This is a genomic window from Ignavibacteriales bacterium, from assembly GCA_016214905.1.
GTDB lineage: Bacteria > Bacteroidota > Ignavibacteria > UBA10030 > SZUA-254 > PNNN01.
Genome location: JACRMQ010000008.1, coordinates 104,608 through 122,250 on the forward strand (window position 1 = coordinate 104,608; position 17,643 = coordinate 122,250).

Below are 17,643 nucleotides of genomic sequence, written 5' to 3' on the forward strand. Positions count from 1 at the left end.
TCGACATCGATTCAATATTTTCAATTACATTGACAACCATCCAAGTATCTATCGGCCATTTAACAATCCGAGCCGTTAATGATTCTTACTATTTATGATAGACTATTTTAATGTCAGATGCAATATAGATAGATGATTAATTATTCAAAATGTGCCAAAAATCACTAAATACCTAATTTTTTCTACGAAATCTAAAATCTTTGTACTCGATCTCAGATAAATTCAAATTGTATTAATCAATTAATCTTTTTTTAACTTGAACCTGAATGGAACACAAACCCATACCGCAATCGGACCGCTGTTCATCATCGCCGGTGTGAACAACCACTCTAATGCTGCGTTAATCGCGGAATCATTTAAAATTTCTGAATCGCTTTTGCTCACAATTGCTTTCTTCGCTTTACCATCTCTATCTATAAGTATCTTCACCCAAACTGTACCTTCAACACCCGTGCGAATAGCCATGGGTGGATAAACGGGCTGTACTTGTTTTACTGGAACCGGAAATCGTTCAACGGAAATAAATATTTCAGGGTCAGGATCAGCGATATTCACATCAGGCATTTCCACTTTAACTGTGCCGGTCTTTTCAAAAATCTCTCTGTTAATGTCGCGATTATCTCCCATCTCTTTTTGTGTTGGAATTGTTTGTTCAGGCAAGACATCTATTTCCGGAACCGGAACAGGGATACCTTCGGTTAGATGGGTTTCCGGCTTTATTTTTGGCATGGCAATTACCGGTTCATCCATTATACCTGGTTGCGGAAGATTCTTATAATCGATTATGATTCCGCCAGCATATATTACTTCTTCAACACTAAGATTGTTAAATATTTCATAAGATAATAACATCGTGAGGTGAAACGAAACAGAAATAACTAAAGCAATAAAGATATGTTTCGGATAGAAATCAGATAAGAAAGCAGTCATATAAACTCCTGTTTGTTCGACTAAATTGAAATCGTACAAATCAAGTGCCAAATTTAATATGTAAATTAATGATGTAAGGATGAAGTAACAAAACAGAATTATTGTAAATTGCATCCCATTTTCTTTATCCCACCAAGATTCCCTATAATGATTTCATTGAAAAGAACTTACAAGGATTGCAATATGCAATCAAAACTGGAGTTCAGAAGACTTCATTCCACATTTATCTCATTTCGCACACAAAGATTATCAAGTAGACTTCTAACGATGAAAATGATAGTATGCCGCGCACGCTCCTTCCGATGAAACCATCGGTGCACCGAGCGGATGTTCGGGTTTGCATTCTTTTCCGAAAGCGGAACAATCGTGAGGTTTTTTCAATCCCTGCAGAATCAATCCGGCAATACACAAAGGTGATTCTTTTACAGCTATTTCTTGTACGTCAAATATCTTTTCGGCATCATATTCTTTAAATTTATCGCTAATCTTATATCCGCTGTGTGAAATCTCGCCAATCCCGCGCCACTTTCTATTCGTTATCTCAAAAACATCGGTTAAAACCTTTTGTGCGGCTAAATTTCCTTCTCTCTTCACAGACCTCGCATATTGATTTTCTACGGTAAACTGTTTTTCCTCAAGTTGTTTCAGCGTCATATAGATTCCTTGAAGAATATCCACGGGTTCGAATCCGGTGACAACGATCGGGAGGTGATATTTTTTTGAAATCGGTATATATTCTTCAAACCCCATAACAGTACAAACATGTCCAGCCGCCAATAAACCGTTAACGCGGTTGTGAGGAGAAGATAACAGCAATTCAACTGCGGGCGGTACAAGCACATGTGAACATAGAACGGAAAAATTTTTCAATCCTTTTTTCGCAGCTGATAGAATCGACATCGCATTCGCCGGTGCTGTTGTTTCGAATCCGACTGCGAAAAAAACTATTTTTTTATCGGGATATTTTTCGGCGATGGCTACGGCGTCGAGCGGCGAATAAACAATCCGCACATCACTTCCTTCCGCTTTCAGGGTTAGCAAGTCTTTTTTTGATCCAGGCACACGGAGCATATCACCAAATGAAGTAAATATAACATCGTTTAACGATGCGATGTTAATTGCTTTGTCGATCATCTCCAACGGTGTTACACAGACCGGACAACCCGGACCATGAATGAGTATAATTTCCTCAGGTAAAAGCTCTTCAATTCCATATTTCACGATGCTGTGTGTTTGCCCGCCGCAGATTTCCATTATCGTCCATGGACGAGTTACAATATTTTTGATCGCTTCAATGTAACTTTGAGCTATCTCCCCATTCCTATATTCATCAATATATTTCATCGGTTCAATTACCTATTTTTTATCACACGGTAATTGCCCGGGTGTTTCGTTACCTCCGTCAAACACATATTTCCACCGACCATCTGACTGGCGTTTCCAAATTGAAACATAAACACCGTAAGATACGGTATCGGTACCAACAGATGTTTGACTTACAAGTTTCCATTTTCCAAATGTATATCCAAGATCGCCCGATGCGGCAACATCTGCGTACACTGGAGACCACGATAAATTTGGTTGCTTTTTTATCGATGAATATTTTTTCTTCAGCGAGTCTTTGCCAACAATCGGAAATTGGTTTTGACGCATTAGAATAACATCATCGGCCGCAAACTCAATAAATGCTTTACTTAATCCGTTAGATTGACAATATAAATTAAATAAACTATCGATAGTGTATAACTCGGAGTTATTTTTAATCCGGTAAGCACCGTCGTTTTGTGCATAACCGGAAATCGAAACAGCTATCAGTGATGCGATAAACAACATTATTTTGTTTTTCATCAGCTATACTTCCTTGTTGGAATTGTTCGATTGCTCACCCAACTTTTCCATTTCTTTTATCATATTCAATGTAATCATAGCTTCTTTTTCATCCATCTTACTCAGAGCAAAGCCCACATGCACAATTACATACTCACCCACCTGAACATCATCCACCCAATCCAAGCAAATTTCTTTTTGAATACCCCCGAAACTTACAATGCCCATCAGTGGTGTTGTACCTTTTTTAATCTCAAGAACTTTTCCCGGAATTGCTAAACACATAGTTTTTCCTTTTTCTGAAACATTACTTTGGATTTACACAATGTTTTACGTTCTCTTAAACTCAATGCAAAATTAAATTTACTGAATCGCCTCACCATTTACAATGAACTCGTATTTATTTTCATCACAGCCGCAATTTGCCCGAGTGAAATACCTCCATCATTCGGCGGCACCCGCTGATGCCAATAAGGTTTGAATCCTTCTGAGGTTAATCTGTGCACAGCTCTTTCCGTTAAATATTTATTCTGAAAACAACCGCCCGAAAGAGCTATACGTTTCTCTCCGATTCGCTTTCCGATATCGACGATCATCTCAATCAGTGTGTTGTGAAATTTTGCGGAGATGGCGGCAACATCTATTTTCCGTTTCACATCTTCGAGAATGTTAATGATTAAGGGTCCCCAGTCAATTATGATTTTGGAATCCGATCGATGATTCGACTCGTCGGGATCGAGGATTTCGGATTTATTTATTGGATATTCGATATTCAATATTCGATATTTGTAAGTTTCCTCAGTTTGCAAATCTTTAATCGCCCATTCTAATTCCATCGCTGCTTTACCTTCGAATGAAACTTGCTGAGAAATTCCGATTATTGACGCCACAGCATCAAAAAGTCGTCCAGCGCTCGATGTTACAGGTGAATTGATTCCTTTCTTCATCATTGTTGACAAATTATGAAGCTCTGATTTACTGAACGATTTGATTGTTTGCAAATAATCATGGCAAATAAAATCATCACCGAATAATTCATACAAAATTCCAACGGCTGTCCGACGCGGTTCTTTAATCGCTTTCCACCCACCTGGGAGTTTGAAATTCCGGAAAGTTGCAATCCGTTCGTATGATTTTTCATTTGTCAATAAAAATTCTCCTCCCCAAATTGTTCCATCAGTTCCATAACCCGAACCGTCCCACGACACACCTAAGACTTCACCTTCAATTTTATTTTCGGCAACACACGACATTATATGCGCATAATGATGCTGAATTTGATTCAGCGTAATTTTACTTTTTTTAGCATATTGCGTCGACATGTAATCCGGATGAAGATCTGAAACAATTGAGGATGGCGTTGCTCGGTAAAGAAGTTGAAAGTCGTGTATGACCCGTTCAAATGCTGAATATGCGTCAGTCGTTTCAAGATCACCAATATGCTGGCTTATAAAAACATTTTCACCGGAATAAAGTGCAACGGAATTTTTTAAGTGCGCACCAACGGCAAGTATAGATCGGTTGGATGAATTGTTGTGTCGGATGGGAAGTGGAGCATAACCACGTGCCCGCCGCACAACCATCCCGCGTCCCGCCATGACGCGAACTATTGAATCATCTACATGTCGAACAATAGGTCGGTTGTGTACAAGAAAATAATCTGCGATACAGGATAATTTATCAACTGCATCTTTTTCGTTTATGCAAATCGGTTCATCCGAATAGTTTCCGCTTGTTGCTACAACCGGAGATCCAAGTTCGTTCATCAATATATGATGCAGTGGCGTGTATGGGAGCATTATACCGAGATAAGAATTGTTCGGAGCGACAGAAATTGCAATGTTAGATATTTGATGTTCGATCTTCATTGTGGGAAATGTTGCCTGCGATGTGCGCTTCAGAAGTACTATTGGAGACTCCGGCGAGAGAAGAAGCCGTTCTTCAAGTACACTGACTTCACAATCTTGTTTAATCATTTCTAATGATGGATACATGAGAGCGAAAGGTTTTTCTTCGCGGTTCTTTCGTTCCCTCAAACGACGAACTGCATCGTCATTTCTAGCATCAACCATAAGATGAAAACCGCCAATACCTTTTATTGCAACGATTTTCCCTGCCTCTATTTGCTTAACTGCCATCAAAATAGCTGCGTGATTATCTGATATTTTATTCCCACGTTCATTCCAAAATTCTATATGCGGACCACACTTTGGGCACGCATTGGGTTGAGCATGGAATCGCCGGTTGAGCGGGTCTTCATATTCACTCAAACATTCGTCGCACATTTTAAAACTTTTCATCGAAGTATTCTGCCGGTCGTACGGAAGATTTTCGATAATTGAAAAACGTGGACCACAGTTGGTGCAATTGGTGAACGGATAGAGATAACGGCGGTTTTGCGGATTAAACAGTTCCTTTATGCAATCATGACAAGAGGCAATATCAGGCAGTACGATTGCAGATATTTCGCCAGATTCATTGCTTTTTCTGATTTCGAAATTTGTATATCCCACCGGATCAAGATATGAATACTCTAAACTATGAATCGAAGAGTGTTGTGGCTTTTCATTAGCAATCCGTAAAACAAATTTTTCCAAAACATCTTTCGATCCTTCGACTTCGATTAATACCCCCTGTGTTGAATTCATCACCCAACCACACAGCCGAGACTCCATGGCAAGGCGGTAAATGAACGGACGAAATCCAACGCCCTGTACAGCTCCGCGCACAATAATATGCACTCTGTGTATCATTTTGATAAGTGCTGAAGAATCCAACCGCACCAGAGTTCTATACCCGCGCCGGTTGTGCAGGATGTTTCGAATATTTCGAGTTTCGGATTTATCTGCAACGCGTTTTTCCTTAATTCTTGTAAACTGCAATTGACATAAGGAAGTAAATCGACCTTGTTGATGATAAGAACCGATGCGTTACGGAACATAGCTGGATACTTTAAAGGTTTATCGTCCCCTTCGGTTGTGCTGATGACAACCACTTTCATATCTTCACCCAAATCGTAATTAGCTGGACAAACAAGATTGCCCACGTTTTCAATTACAAGGAGGTCTAAATTTTCGATACCAATTTTAACCATCGCGTCTCTTATCAATGGTGCGTCCAAATGACATCCCCCGCGCGTAACAATCTGGACAACCGGAACTCCGTGCCGGGCAATGCGTTGCGCGTCGAAATCGGTTTGTACATCCCCCTCTATCACACTAAGTTTTATTTTATCCTTAAGGTGATCTATTGTTTGCTCCAGGATACTAGTTTTGCCAGATCCGGGTGAGCTGACGAGATTGAGAGTGAGGATTTTGTTCTCTTTTAATAAAGTTCTATTTATATTTGCAATTTCGTCATTCTTTTCAAGAACTTTTCGTTCAATCGTTATAACGCTCATAATTCTTCTCAATCTTCCAATTCAATTTGTACTATTTGAAGTTCCCTGCCGGAAATTATTTTAATATCGCTGCTATGGCATTTCTCACAAAAAAATATTCCATACTCCAATCGTGAATTGTAATTACAAAAATTGCATTCTGCCGAAATTGGAATTGTTTGGATGAAGAGCTTTGCTCCTCCAAGCGGTGTGTTGTGAACAAGCGATGAGAAACAAAATTCAAGCGAATCGCATACGATTCCGCTCATCTCGCCAATTTTGAGAATGATTGATCTTACTCTGTTTTCATCTTCTGATTGAACATGCTCATGAACAATATCGAGAATATTTTTCGCTACAGACATTTCGTGCATATGATTTTATTTTACAATAAGTAAGCCACCTAAAATGCCTCCGTTTTGACGATTTCAGGGGATTTTTAAAGTTTTTGCAGATTGTTTTTCAGATTAATGTAATGAAAAGAAGGGCGTTTCTCAACTATGAAAGAATGGAATCAACATTTCCCAGCGAGCAATTCAGAAAGAATGGCAGAACCGGTTTCGACAAATTGGGGAAATGATTCTTGAATCGGTTCGCTCAGCCCTTCTTTGATATCATACGGGGGGATAATTTCCATTGCAAGTATTCTGATAATTTTTGGAAACTTTATTTTCATTTCTTCTGCAAGTTGAAACACTTCCGGAAGCCCCATGTAATGCGGAGAAATTGCCACGACATTTTTGAATTGTTCTTTCGATAGTTCGAGTATATATCCGGGTGGATGCGCCTTAGTAACAACAGCATCAAGAAGTAAAACCGATTCGTAACCTTCCAGTATTTCCATAATTTCGAAACCCGAAACAGCGGCTTCAACAACATCTACTTTATCGTGAAATAAGATTTTCAGTTCACGCGCGGCAAGAAGTCCTACGGCATCGTCTCCGAGAATATCATTCCCCAATCCAAGAACTAAAACTGTACTTAATCGGTCGATCATTTTTTGCGCACACTATTAATATAAAAAAGTAGAGCGACGAATACCGCCGCTCTATCGAATTAAAGATAGTAAATTATTTTTAATTTCTTTTTATTTCTTGAATGATTTCTCCGTCTTTATTTCTGATATTCACGACGAGCGGCATTTGTCCGGGAAGTGTATGCGTTGCACATCCAAAGCATGGGTCGTAAGCGCGAAACGCCATCTCAACGGTATTCAGAATACCGTCGGTGACTGTTGTTCCTTTTTTAATAAGACCTCGTGCCGCTTTATTGATTGATAATGAGATGGGGGCATAATTGTTAGTTGTACCTACAATCAGGTTAGCTTTTCTCAAAATACCTTTTTCGTCAGTGATATAATGGTGAGTAAGTGTACCGCGCGGAGCTTCCACAATCCCAACTCCTTCTGTGGGTGTTGCGGTTGGGATTGCACGAATATTCGTCCCGGTTATTTCCGGATCGCGCACCAGATCAAGAGCCATTTCTGCGGCGCTGAGTAATTCGATGGTTCGCGCCCAGTGAGTTGCAAGCGTTGCGTGAACCGGTTTACCGCCTAAAGTTTTATACATTCTATCATATTCTTCTTGAGCAGCAGGTGTGGGCATTCCATCGGCAGCGTTCAAACGAGAAAGAGGAGTTGCGCGGTAAATACCGCTATCTTTTCCTTCCACGAATCCTTTCCAGCCGACCTTTTTAAGAAACGGGAATTTCAAATATGTCCATGGTTCAACATGTTCTGAAACAACATCGAGATAATCATTCGGTGAATACTTAACAAATTCTTTCCCGTCCGGATCAACTACGCGGACCTTTCCATCGTAAAAATTGACACGGTTTTTCTCATCTACCAATCCCATAGAATAAATCTTCATTGAAAACATATCAGATAATATCAGATCAACATAAGCTTTATTCTTTAGTACAATATCATTGAACACTTGAATCGTGAATTTCCCGAAATCAACGAACCATTTACAATGTTCTTCAATCAGTTTTCGTTCTTCTTCATTTATCCCTTTGCTTACACCACCGGGCAGTGAAGTAACCTGATGAGTATTTTTTCCTCCGAGTATTTTAATCACTTCCTGAGTTCGCCTTCTCATTTCGATAACTTTTCCACCGACTTCCAAACCAACTTTTGCAACAACACCGAGAATATTACGTTGTGCTTTGGGAGCGTCGGGACCAACAACAAAATCAGGACCTCCTAACGCGTAGAAATGTGTTGTATGATCGCCGGCGTAGAATACATTATATAATAATTCGCGGAGCTTCTTGGCTGTCGGAGGTATTTCCACATGGAAAACAGCATCGCACGCTTTTGCAGAAGCCATGTGGTGCGCTTCAGGACAAACACCACAAATACGCGTTGTAATGCGGGGCATTTCTTCAACCGGTCTGCCGACGCAGAATTGCTCAAAACCGCGAAGCTCCGGAATCTGGAAATAAGTGTTAGCTACTTCACCATCGTCGTTCAAGAAGATGTCGATTTTACCGTGTCCTTCTAAACGTGTTATCGGATCAATTTTAATTTGTTTCATATTTTATCAACCCTCTTTAAAATAGAGTGAGCCATCGAAAATCGATAGAATGTTCCGAGCGGATCGGCGATTTGATTTAATATTTCATCGATCTCGTTCGGATCTTGTGAATCAACTACAGAACTGAGTGCGCTTACCATTTTTGCGCCTTGATCTACAACATTCGGAGGCGCACCATAACAACCGCGGCAAGGCATATTCGCTTTTGTGCAAAGCGCTCCGCAACCGCTCCGCGTTGCAGGACCCATACAAATAATCCCCTGATCGAGAAGGCATTCGTTCGGATCCGGTAATATTTCGTACGGTCTGAAGAATTTTTTTATTTTTTTCTCTTTACGCTCCCGCGGACATTCATCGCAGCATGTTTTGTCATCGGCGCCGAGAACAGATCCTTTTGGCGGTAGCGGTTTGCCGCTCAAGATATATTCGATGACGTTCCATATTTGAAACGGCTGAGGAGGACAACCCGGTACGTAATAATCGACATCGATAACCTGATCGAGTGATTTTACAGTTCCCCACATTTCCGGAATTTCTATTTCACCTTCCGGCATTTTGGTGTGTGTTTGCGGATAGACGCCACCGTTCAAACTGACAGTTGAAGGGGAATCTTTGTAAACCCATTTCAATATTGCGTCTTTTGTTGTGAGGTTCGCTAAAGCCGGAATACAGCCTTCGTGCGCGCATGAACCGAATGCAACGAGCGCTTTAGATTTCGCACGAAGAAGATGAGCAAGTTCGGCATTTTCCGAATTTCGTATAGCACCGTTGAACAAACAAAGATCGATGCTCTTGTCTTCCATTTTTCTAACATCATCATACTTAAAATCCATGGCGACGGGCCAAAATACGATATCGAAAGCGTTTGCCACATCGAGAATTTTTTCCTGGATATCCAGCACAGCTATTTCACAACCACCGCAACTCGATGCCCAGTACAATGCTAATTTTGGTTTTGCCATATTGAGTTCCTTTATATTCTCTTTTCAAATTCAGAATCTGAACGTTTAAACAGTAACGGGATTTTCTACGCGATCACCTTGACCGATTCTTTTTCTCCAATCAAGCGGTCCAAGAGAACGGATAGTCTCTGTGAACGTTGTAGTTACCTCCTGAAATTTATCTCCTTCAGCGGCAGATATCCATTCGAGACGGAGCCGTTTCTCATCAATTCCGTACGCTTGCATAATTTTTTTCATAAGATGAGCACGTCTCAGAGTTTTATAATTTCCCTCAGCATAATGGCAGTCACCCGGATGGCAACCGCCTATCAGCACTCCATCGGCTCCAAGATCGAATGCCTTCATAATAAACGTTGGATCCACGCGGCCGCTGCACATCGTGCGGATCACTCTGATGTTTGCCGGAGATTTCAGGCGCGAAACACCGGCGAGGTCTGCACCGGTATACGTGCACCAATTACAGAGAAATGCTACTATTCTTGGTTCAAATCCCATATTCGTTGCTCCATTTCAGTTTTCATTGTTTACTAATAATATTTAAATTTCGAGCAGCCCTTCAAGCTCGGCAAAAATTTGCGCATCCGAAAATCCTTTGCCTGTTATTGCCGATGCCGGGCATGCTGCTACACATGTACCGCATCCCTTACATAACACATCGTTGACCTGAGATATTTTTTTATCAGAAATAAAATCTATTGCTGAGTAAGGACATAGGTTGTTACACATTCTGCATCCGGCGCAATATTTCTCATCGATGAATGCGCGAACAGGATCGATATCAACTTCACCTTTGGCGATAATAGATAGAATTCTCGCCGCGGCTGAGCTCGCCTGTGCAACCGTATCGGGAATATCTTTTGGTCCCTGAGCGCATCCGGCAATGTATATCCCGTCGCTCATGGTGGATGTAGGATCTAATTTCGGATGACGTTCAAGGAAAAATCCGTCGGGACTCTTACTGATAGAGAATATTTTGCGTATCGCTTCAATATCGTGACGCGGTTCTATAGCGTTGCACAAAACAACCATATCGACAGGAACCTCTCTGAACTTTCCGATGAGTGTATCTTCGCAACGAATGAGAAGCGATCCATCACCGTTGGAGCCGTGACTGCGTTCCACAACTTCGGCCGCTTTTCCACGAATCATCGTTATCCCTTCATCCAACAGTCGGCTGTAGAATTCTTCGTACCCTTTTCCGAACGCGCGCATATCGATGTAAAATTGGTAGATAGCCGCATCGGTTCTGTCGTGAACTAAATGCGCGAATTTAAGTGCATACATGCAGCACACACGCGAACAGTACGGATGGTTTTCAACATCACGTGAACCTATACAGTGAATTATGCCGACTGATCTGGGTTGGTTCCCATTTTTCATTACAACTTTTCCACTGGTTGGACCGGTTGAATTCAATATTGCTTCAAACTCGAGAGACGAATAAACATTATCGAGTCGTCCGTAACCAAACTGCGCAAGTTTTGAAGCATCGAAAAGATCGTAGCCGGTTGCGAGCAAAACCTGTCCGGCATCAATTTCAACAATTTCATCTTCCATTTTATAATTGATCGCCTGCGGTTCGCATACCTTTGCACATGTTTGACACCCGCCGGTTTCAAAATAGATACAAGACTCGGTATCGATTACCGGAACCCGCGGAACGGCTTGCAGTGTCGGCACGCTTATCGGAGTTTTCACACCAAGTGTAAATTCAGGTTTCTTGCCTTTATAATCTTCGACAACCATTTTAATATGACCGGTTGGACACACATGAGCGCAAGCGCCGCATACAATACACGCATCCGAACGTTCACCGAACGGCAGAACAACTTTCCGTTTTATACCGCGGCTTTCGAAGCCGAGCACCGATGCTTTAACCAGATCGCGGCAAACATTCACGCACAAGCCACATAAAATGCAGGCCTCTGTCGCTTCATCTTTCTCCAGACTTTCGAACCGGGGTTTTTCAACCCCCAATCGTTGGGCCATCTCTTTAACAACTTTAACATTGGGCCAGCGCGACAGCATCAATTCCATTATAACTTTTCTGATCCATTTGACCTTGTCGGAATTTGTCAAAACACTTATACCATCCCGGACCGGATAGTTGCATGCCGTAACAAGACGGCTCCTTTTCCCACGAACCACCTCAACGCTGCACAATCTGCATACTCCATAAGGTTCAATAAGATCCGAATAGCACATCGTTGGGATCCAAACACCTGCTTTTTCGGCCGCTTGAACTATTGTGGTATCTTCCACAACTTGAATTTCTATTCCATCTATTTTTACATTTACCATAGCTGCTCCTGTTGATTACTCTATATGGATAGCATCGAATTTACAGACATCATAACAAATGCCGCACTTTCCGCATTTGGATGGATCGATACGGTGAGCCTGATTTTTTTCACCGATGATTGCATTATCGATACATTGCTTTCGGCAAACATCACAACCATGCCCGACTTGAATGCAGACATTTTCATCTATACTATATTTAATGAGTGGTTTACAAACGTGCGCAGGACATTTTTTATCGCGGACATGCGCTTCGTATTCTTCACGGAAATATTTCATGCTGGTTAAAACCGGGTTGGGCGCCGAACCGCCAAGCGCGCACAGAGAAGACTCCACTACCATACTCGATAATTCTTCGAGCATAACAAGATCTTCCTCGGAACCTTTTCCCATCGTTATTTTATCCAGAATATCCAGCATCCGCTTTGTACCTTCTCTGCAAGGGATGCATTTTCCGCAAGATTCATCTTGAGTAAAGCTAAGGAAATATTTTGCCATATCAACCATACAGTTTTCCTCATCAGTCACAAGCATTCCGCCGGAACCCATCATAGATCCGACTTTTGCAAGTTCTTCATAATCGACAGGCAAATCGAGTAAAGTTTCGGGTATGAATCCACCGGAAGGTCCACCGGTTTGAACGGCTTTAAATTTTTTACCTTCCGGGATACCGCCGCCGACTTTATAAATAATATCGCGCATGGTTATTCCCATCGGAACTTCTACAAGCCCGGTATTATTTACTTTTCCGGCTAACGAAAACACTTTTGTTCCTTTGCTTCCGCCCCATGGATCGACAGAAACATCTCCTGTTCCAATACTTGAAAACCATTTGGCACCCTTGAGTATAATCTGAGGAACATTAGCCCATGTTTCAACATTATTCAGGCACGTGGGACAGTCCCAAAGACCTTTTTCGACTGTGTGAATATATTTTGCTCTCGGTTCACCGACTTTTCCCTCGATTGATGTCATGAGTGCAGTCGACTCACCGCACACGAACGCGCCGGCACCACGACGGATTTCAATATCGAAGTCAAAACCTTTATCGAAAATATTTTTTCCAAGAAGACCATACTCACGCGCCTGTTTAATTGCGACCTCGAAGCGATGGATTGCAAGAGGGTATTGCATACGAACATATATAAAACCCTGCGTAACATTTTCAATCGCGTACGCCCCAATCAGCATTCCTTCAATCACAGAATGAGGATCACCTTCAACAATACTTCTATCCATAAATGCACCCGGATCTCCCTCGTCGGCATTGCATATAACATACTTAGCTGTGCCATGGGCTTTTTTACACGATTCCCATTTTACACCGGTAGGGAATCCACCGCCGCCTCGTCCTCTCAAACCCGATGCTTTTATCTCTGTTACAACTTCTTCGGGTTTCATGGATGTTAATACTTTCGCGATAGCTTTATAACCGCCCCGACCAATATAATCTTCGATTTTTTCTGGATCGATCATGCCGCGGTTGCGAAGAGCAATTAAAGTTTGATCTGCAAAAAATGGTATCTCCGACATTTTCGGAATAGGCGTTTTCTCTTCCGGCGGAATGTACATCAGTTTCTTTACGGGGCGCCCCTTAAGGAAATGTTCTGCCACCAAATGCGGAATATCCGACACCTTCAGAAGTTGATAGAAAATTCCATCGGGCTGCACAACTACAAGAGGTCCGGCACCGCAAAATCCGTTACAGCCCGTTGTTATGACCGCTGCTTCTGTTTGCAGATTGTTTTTCTTAATTTCCCTTTCAAACGCATCTCTTATTTCAAATGCATGGTTCGATACACAACCGGTACCTGTACATACCATTACTTGTATTCGATGAGTCGTCATTCTAATCTCCTTTTATAAAATTTTTTCACTGCCGATAGCGTAGGCATATTCCTGCACAAATTTACCTTTCATGATGTGCTCATCGAAAATTCGTTTCGCTTTCGCTTCGGTAAGTTGGATGTACTTTACAGGTGCCTGACCCGTCAGCTCAATCGTTATCATCGGTTCTTTATTGCAAAGACCGGCACAACCTGTGCTTGTTATAATAACATCATGTACATCGTGCGTTTCAATCTCTTTCAAAAATGTATTCATGATGTTTCGGGCACCGGCGGCAATTCCGCAGGTTCCCATATGAACCGTGATTTTTGCCCTACCACCGCCTTCGCGTATCGTCATTTTTTTGCGCGCCTCTTCGGCAATTTTCTCTAAGTCTTCTATTTTCAGTTTACCCATACCTTATTTCCTTTTCGATGAATTCGGTTATTGGTATTTTTTTAATAGCTTTGTGGTTCCTTGTGCCGTCACTTTACCGTAGAGATCTTTTCCGATCACGACAACGGGGGCAATTCCGCATGCACCAACACATCGTACCGACTCAAGTCCGAACTTCATATCTTTCGCAGTTTCACCGCACTGGATTCCGAGTTCTTTCTCTAAAACATTCATTATTTTTGGAGCGCCGTAAGCATGGCATGCTGTTCCCATGCAAACGCAAACCTGGTATTTTCCGCGCGGAACCAAGCTGAACGCGTTGAAAAAAGTTGCAAGACTGTAAATCTGACTAAGCGGTACATGTGATTTTTTTGCAACTTCAAATATGATATCCCGCGGCAGATAATTAAACTCATTCTGCACATCATGCATCATCTCGATGATGTTCTCCGGACGCGCACCCCAGCGCTGAACAATTTCATCAGATTTGAGTTGAAGATTATATTCCATGGTCTTCTCCTTTAATTCTTAAAAAAACTTTCAATATTTTCTTCGATATATTTTTCGATAAAACTCAACACACTTGTTGAATTGATTGCGACATCTCGAATCTTGGTTTTAACATCCTTTGTCGCGAAGTTAAAACCTTTTTCATTTCTCTTAATATTTAATGTAAAATCAACATCGGGATAACTCGAAATAAGAGCTACGATCGTTTCGGAAATTTTACCGATCGGTTTCCGATCGATATGGCTCCAATTAAATACGGCAGTTACCGTTGTTCCAATATTCCTTTTCGATTCTATACTTAATGAACCGTCCGCCATCCGCGCGGCATCTTCAAGCAACGGTAATCCTAAACCGATTTTTCGACCAGACTTTCCTGTATAAAACGGATCCGGCGCCATCCTGGTTTGGGCATCATTCATACCCGCGCCGTTATCTTTGACGATTATCGTAAGAAGATCTTTGGCGGTTTCTCTTATCACGCTTATTACTATTTCCTTTGCCCCGGCACGAATCGAATTTTCGGCGATATCGAGAATATGAAGAGAAATATCTTCCATTATTGAATTATCTTTCTGCCTTTTTCATTTCTGAACGCTTTTACTATTTCGGCGAACGATATTTCTTCTATCAAAAATTTTGAAAAAACGTTTCCGAAATCTTTCAGGAAGTGGGCATCTGAGTTTTGAACGAACGTGTAGTTGGAATATTCGGGAAATCTTTTACGCGCCTCCGCAACCGTTAGGTTCGACGAGATTTCAAGACCATCGAAATGCGTGGTAATCGGTACAAATCCTAATTGAGATATAACGCTGTAGCTCTGCCGGTCGATATGAGATGCAAATGCCAGACCGTTTAGAGAATGAATGATATTAATAGCTTGCTCGATTGAGATATCAGCGGCACCGATTAGAAGTTTAGAATTGAATCCGACTACTTCATCGTTCTCGTCGGCAACAACCTGCATTCCGAAAGTTTGCTCGTCATTTTCACCTTCGAGCCGTTCGTACACATATTGCTGTAATTCGAATGCTGATTCTACATTATCAAAGAGCGCGACGACGTGAATTTCTTCTCTCGTGCAAACTTCCATGCCGGGCAGCACGATAAGCGGCGTTCCGTGAGCCGCGCGAAGAACTGCCGGAATGTTCACCGCGGTATTATGATCGCTGATTGCGATAACGTCTATGTTATGATGTAAAGCTTTAGCTACAATTTTTCGTGGCGTCATTTGCAGATCGCCACAGGGTGAAAGGCATGTATGCACATGCAAATCTGCCCTGATAATTGTTGACATTACGGTCCGGGGTGAATACCCATCTCGTAAAGTTTGCCGACAACCTGAAACGTCGATAATGTTGTAAGCATCAATGGAATTTTCTCTTCCTCGGCTTTTTTAACCGTTTCAGTGTCCGGTTCACGACCTTCGGTAATAATAATTCCGCCGAGATCTTTTAAAACCGCGACCGCAATTATATTGGCATGAGACATCATGGTTACCCAAACATCCCCCTTTTTACTGCGGGCAATTACATTGCTCAACAAATCACTTGCGTATCCCCCTGTAATTTCCTGCTCAAATTTTTGTTCGCAGCAGAGTAATTTTAATCCTAACTTATCGACTATACTATGCAATTTCATGATGTTATCATTTTAATATTGCTGTTTATTTTTTCACTGTGTCGAAGCACTGTTTCAAGCAAATCGCTTGATAATTTTTCAAATTTTTTTATCGCAACAAAGATGCAATCATCGAGCATTACACGCTCTAAAACCACGTCTTCGGCAAAAGCCAAACATGTTGGCGAACCACAAGCACCGCAATCAATCTTTGGAAGTTTATCGTGAATGTCTTGTTTCTTTTGCATTTTCTCGATAGCCCTTGATATTTCCTCATCCAGCGGTTGGACGGGGTGCGGCGAAATTTTACCAATTAATGAAAAGAAGTTCTTTTGATATAATCCACGAATTTTTTCTCTATTTTGACATGGGATTAATCCGTATTTTTCCACCATTCGAAGAACTCTGCCCCTGGCGATATAAGGATTTTCAACAGTCAGCGTTCCTCCTACACATGCGGTTGGACATGAATGACATTCAACATATTGAATATCTTTTAATCTATCATTCTCAATATCCTCAAGAATACGAACTGTATCTGTTAATCCGCCTACCGCGAAACAATCTTCTGCCTTCAAACACGCAACTTGCCCGCCGACTATGGGCCAGCCAAGTCCCAATCCTTGAATATCTTTTATATCATGATTACCATTAGATTGAGAAATTGTTTGCAGCAATGTAGGATAAATATCGCGCATGGCAATTGCGCCGTCGATGAAAGAGTGCTTTTTGCGCAACGGATTTTTTATGCTTAACATCTTCGCCGGGCATGGAGTTATATAGATCGCTCCTATTTCGCTTGCTTTGAGCCCGGTCTCTTTCATTTTCAAATTTTTCGCTTCCCGCGCGGCAATCTCCATCGGCGATTCAATCGGTATGAGATGGTCTAGTAAATTCGGATAACGAATCTGAATTAACTGCACGATAGCGGGACAAAAAGAAGATATCAACGGTCGTGGTGACTTATTCGTATCGAGATATTCTTGAATCGCGATACTAACGGCTTCCGAGGCGCACGCCACGTCGTACACATCGTTAAAACCGATTTTTTTTAGAGATTCTAAGATCAGAGAAGGAGTTGTATCTTTTCCGAACTGGGCATAGAATGCAGGAGAAGGTAGCGCAATTGTATATTTAAACTTTGAAAAATCTTTGAACGAGCTTGTCATCGCGATAATTGCATTATTCGGACAAACCCGAACGCATTCACCACAATCAATGCACCGGTCATCGAGCAACGATGCTTTCTGATTCCGAACACGGATGGCTTGTGTTGGACAAACACGCATACAATGCATATGCCCGTCACACAAATCATCGACAAACTTTATAGTATGAAATTCTCCGTGCATTT

At 41.6% G+C, this 17,643-nt stretch carries 19 protein-coding genes; all 19 read right to left on the bottom strand.

Annotation, left to right across the window (positions count from 1 at the left end; genetic code table 11):
- Positions 1 to 240 precede the first annotated feature (240 nt).
- Complete coding sequence (locus HZB59_13335; GenBank protein MBI5022412.1) at positions 241 to 1,044, bottom strand: energy transducer TonB; 804 nt, start codon at positions 1,042 to 1,044, stop codon at positions 241 to 243.
- 147 nt (positions 1,045 to 1,191) lie between these two features.
- On the bottom strand, positions 1,192 to 2,274 hold the full coding sequence (gene hypD, locus HZB59_13340; GenBank protein ID MBI5022413.1) for a hydrogenase formation protein HypD: 1,083 nt from the start codon (positions 2,272 to 2,274) through the stop codon (positions 1,192 to 1,194).
- A 12-nt stretch (positions 2,275 to 2,286) separates the two neighbouring features.
- Positions 2,287 to 2,778 (bottom strand): DUF4440 domain-containing protein, encoded by a 492-nt coding sequence (locus HZB59_13345; protein MBI5022414.1) that lies wholly within the window; start codon positions 2,776 to 2,778, stop codon positions 2,287 to 2,289.
- A gap of 3 nt (positions 2,779 to 2,781) precedes the next feature.
- Positions 2,782 to 3,042, bottom strand: a complete 261-nt coding sequence (locus HZB59_13350; protein MBI5022415.1) for a HypC/HybG/HupF family hydrogenase formation chaperone — start codon at positions 3,040 to 3,042, stop codon at positions 2,782 to 2,784.
- Positions 3,043 to 3,140: 98 nt separating this feature from the next.
- Positions 3,141 to 5,510 carry a carbamoyltransferase HypF gene (gene hypF / locus HZB59_13355; GenBank protein ID MBI5022416.1) on the bottom strand — a complete coding sequence of 790 codons (2,370 nt, stop codon included), beginning with the start codon at positions 5,508 to 5,510 and terminating at the stop codon, positions 3,141 to 3,143.
- Positions 5,507 to 6,157 carry a hydrogenase nickel incorporation protein HypB gene (gene hypB, locus HZB59_13360; protein MBI5022417.1) on the bottom strand — a complete coding sequence of 217 codons (651 nt, stop codon included), beginning with the start codon at positions 6,155 to 6,157 and terminating at the stop codon, positions 5,507 to 5,509. Before hypB ends, hypF begins: the two co-directional genes overlap by 4 nt.
- Positions 6,158 to 6,165: 8 nt before the next feature.
- A complete protein-coding gene (gene hypA, locus HZB59_13365; protein MBI5022418.1) occupies positions 6,166 to 6,510 on the bottom strand; it encodes a hydrogenase maturation nickel metallochaperone HypA in 345 nt (114 codons plus the stop codon).
- A 140-nt stretch (positions 6,511 to 6,650) separates the two neighbouring features.
- Positions 6,651 to 7,133 (bottom strand): hydrogenase maturation protease, encoded by a 483-nt coding sequence (locus HZB59_13370; GenBank protein ID MBI5022419.1) that lies wholly within the window; start codon positions 7,131 to 7,133, stop codon positions 6,651 to 6,653.
- A gap of 79 nt (positions 7,134 to 7,212) precedes the next feature.
- Positions 7,213 to 8,676 carry a Ni/Fe hydrogenase subunit alpha gene (locus HZB59_13375; protein ID MBI5022420.1) on the bottom strand — a complete coding sequence of 488 codons (1,464 nt, stop codon included), beginning with the start codon at positions 8,674 to 8,676 and terminating at the stop codon, positions 7,213 to 7,215.
- Entirely contained in the window at positions 8,673 to 9,638 is a 966-nt protein-coding gene (locus tag HZB59_13380) for an oxidoreductase (protein MBI5022421.1), read from the bottom strand. Before HZB59_13380 ends, HZB59_13375 begins: the two co-directional genes overlap by 4 nt.
- Positions 9,639 to 9,683: 45 nt before the next feature.
- Positions 9,684 to 10,133: a hydrogenase iron-sulfur subunit gene (locus HZB59_13385; protein MBI5022422.1), complete on the bottom strand. Its 450-nt coding sequence runs from the start codon at positions 10,131 to 10,133 to the stop codon at positions 9,684 to 9,686.
- Positions 10,134 to 10,175: 42 nt separating this feature from the next.
- Positions 10,176 to 11,939 (bottom strand): 4Fe-4S binding protein, encoded by a 1,764-nt coding sequence (locus HZB59_13390; GenBank protein MBI5022423.1) that lies wholly within the window; start codon positions 11,937 to 11,939, stop codon positions 10,176 to 10,178.
- Positions 11,940 to 11,954: 15 nt separating this feature from the next.
- Positions 11,955 to 13,787, bottom strand: coding sequence for an NADH-quinone oxidoreductase subunit NuoF (locus HZB59_13395; protein ID MBI5022424.1), 1,833 nt, complete (start codon positions 13,785 to 13,787; stop codon positions 11,955 to 11,957).
- A gap of 12 nt (positions 13,788 to 13,799) precedes the next feature.
- Positions 13,800 to 14,183, bottom strand: a complete 384-nt coding sequence (locus HZB59_13400; protein MBI5022425.1) for a (2Fe-2S) ferredoxin domain-containing protein — start codon at positions 14,181 to 14,183, stop codon at positions 13,800 to 13,802.
- A gap of 27 nt (positions 14,184 to 14,210) precedes the next feature.
- Positions 14,211 to 14,672 (bottom strand): NAD(P)H-dependent oxidoreductase subunit E, encoded by a 462-nt coding sequence (locus tag HZB59_13405; protein ID MBI5022426.1) that lies wholly within the window; start codon positions 14,670 to 14,672, stop codon positions 14,211 to 14,213.
- Between the two features lie 11 nt (positions 14,673 to 14,683).
- Positions 14,684 to 15,229: a sensor histidine kinase gene (locus HZB59_13410; protein MBI5022427.1), complete on the bottom strand. Its 546-nt coding sequence runs from the start codon at positions 15,227 to 15,229 to the stop codon at positions 14,684 to 14,686.
- Positions 15,229 to 15,966, bottom strand: a complete 738-nt coding sequence (locus HZB59_13415) for a PHP domain-containing protein (protein MBI5022428.1) — start codon at positions 15,964 to 15,966, stop codon at positions 15,229 to 15,231. Before HZB59_13415 ends, HZB59_13410 begins: the two co-directional genes overlap by 1 nt.
- Entirely contained in the window at positions 15,966 to 16,310 is a 345-nt protein-coding gene (locus HZB59_13420; protein ID MBI5022429.1) for a serine kinase, read from the bottom strand. Before HZB59_13420 ends, HZB59_13415 begins: the two co-directional genes overlap by 1 nt.
- On the bottom strand, positions 16,307 to 17,641 hold the full coding sequence (locus HZB59_13425) for a 4Fe-4S binding protein (GenBank protein ID MBI5022430.1): 1,335 nt from the start codon (positions 17,639 to 17,641) through the stop codon (positions 16,307 to 16,309). Before HZB59_13425 ends, HZB59_13420 begins: the two co-directional genes overlap by 4 nt.
- Positions 17,642 to 17,643 lie beyond the last annotated feature (2 nt).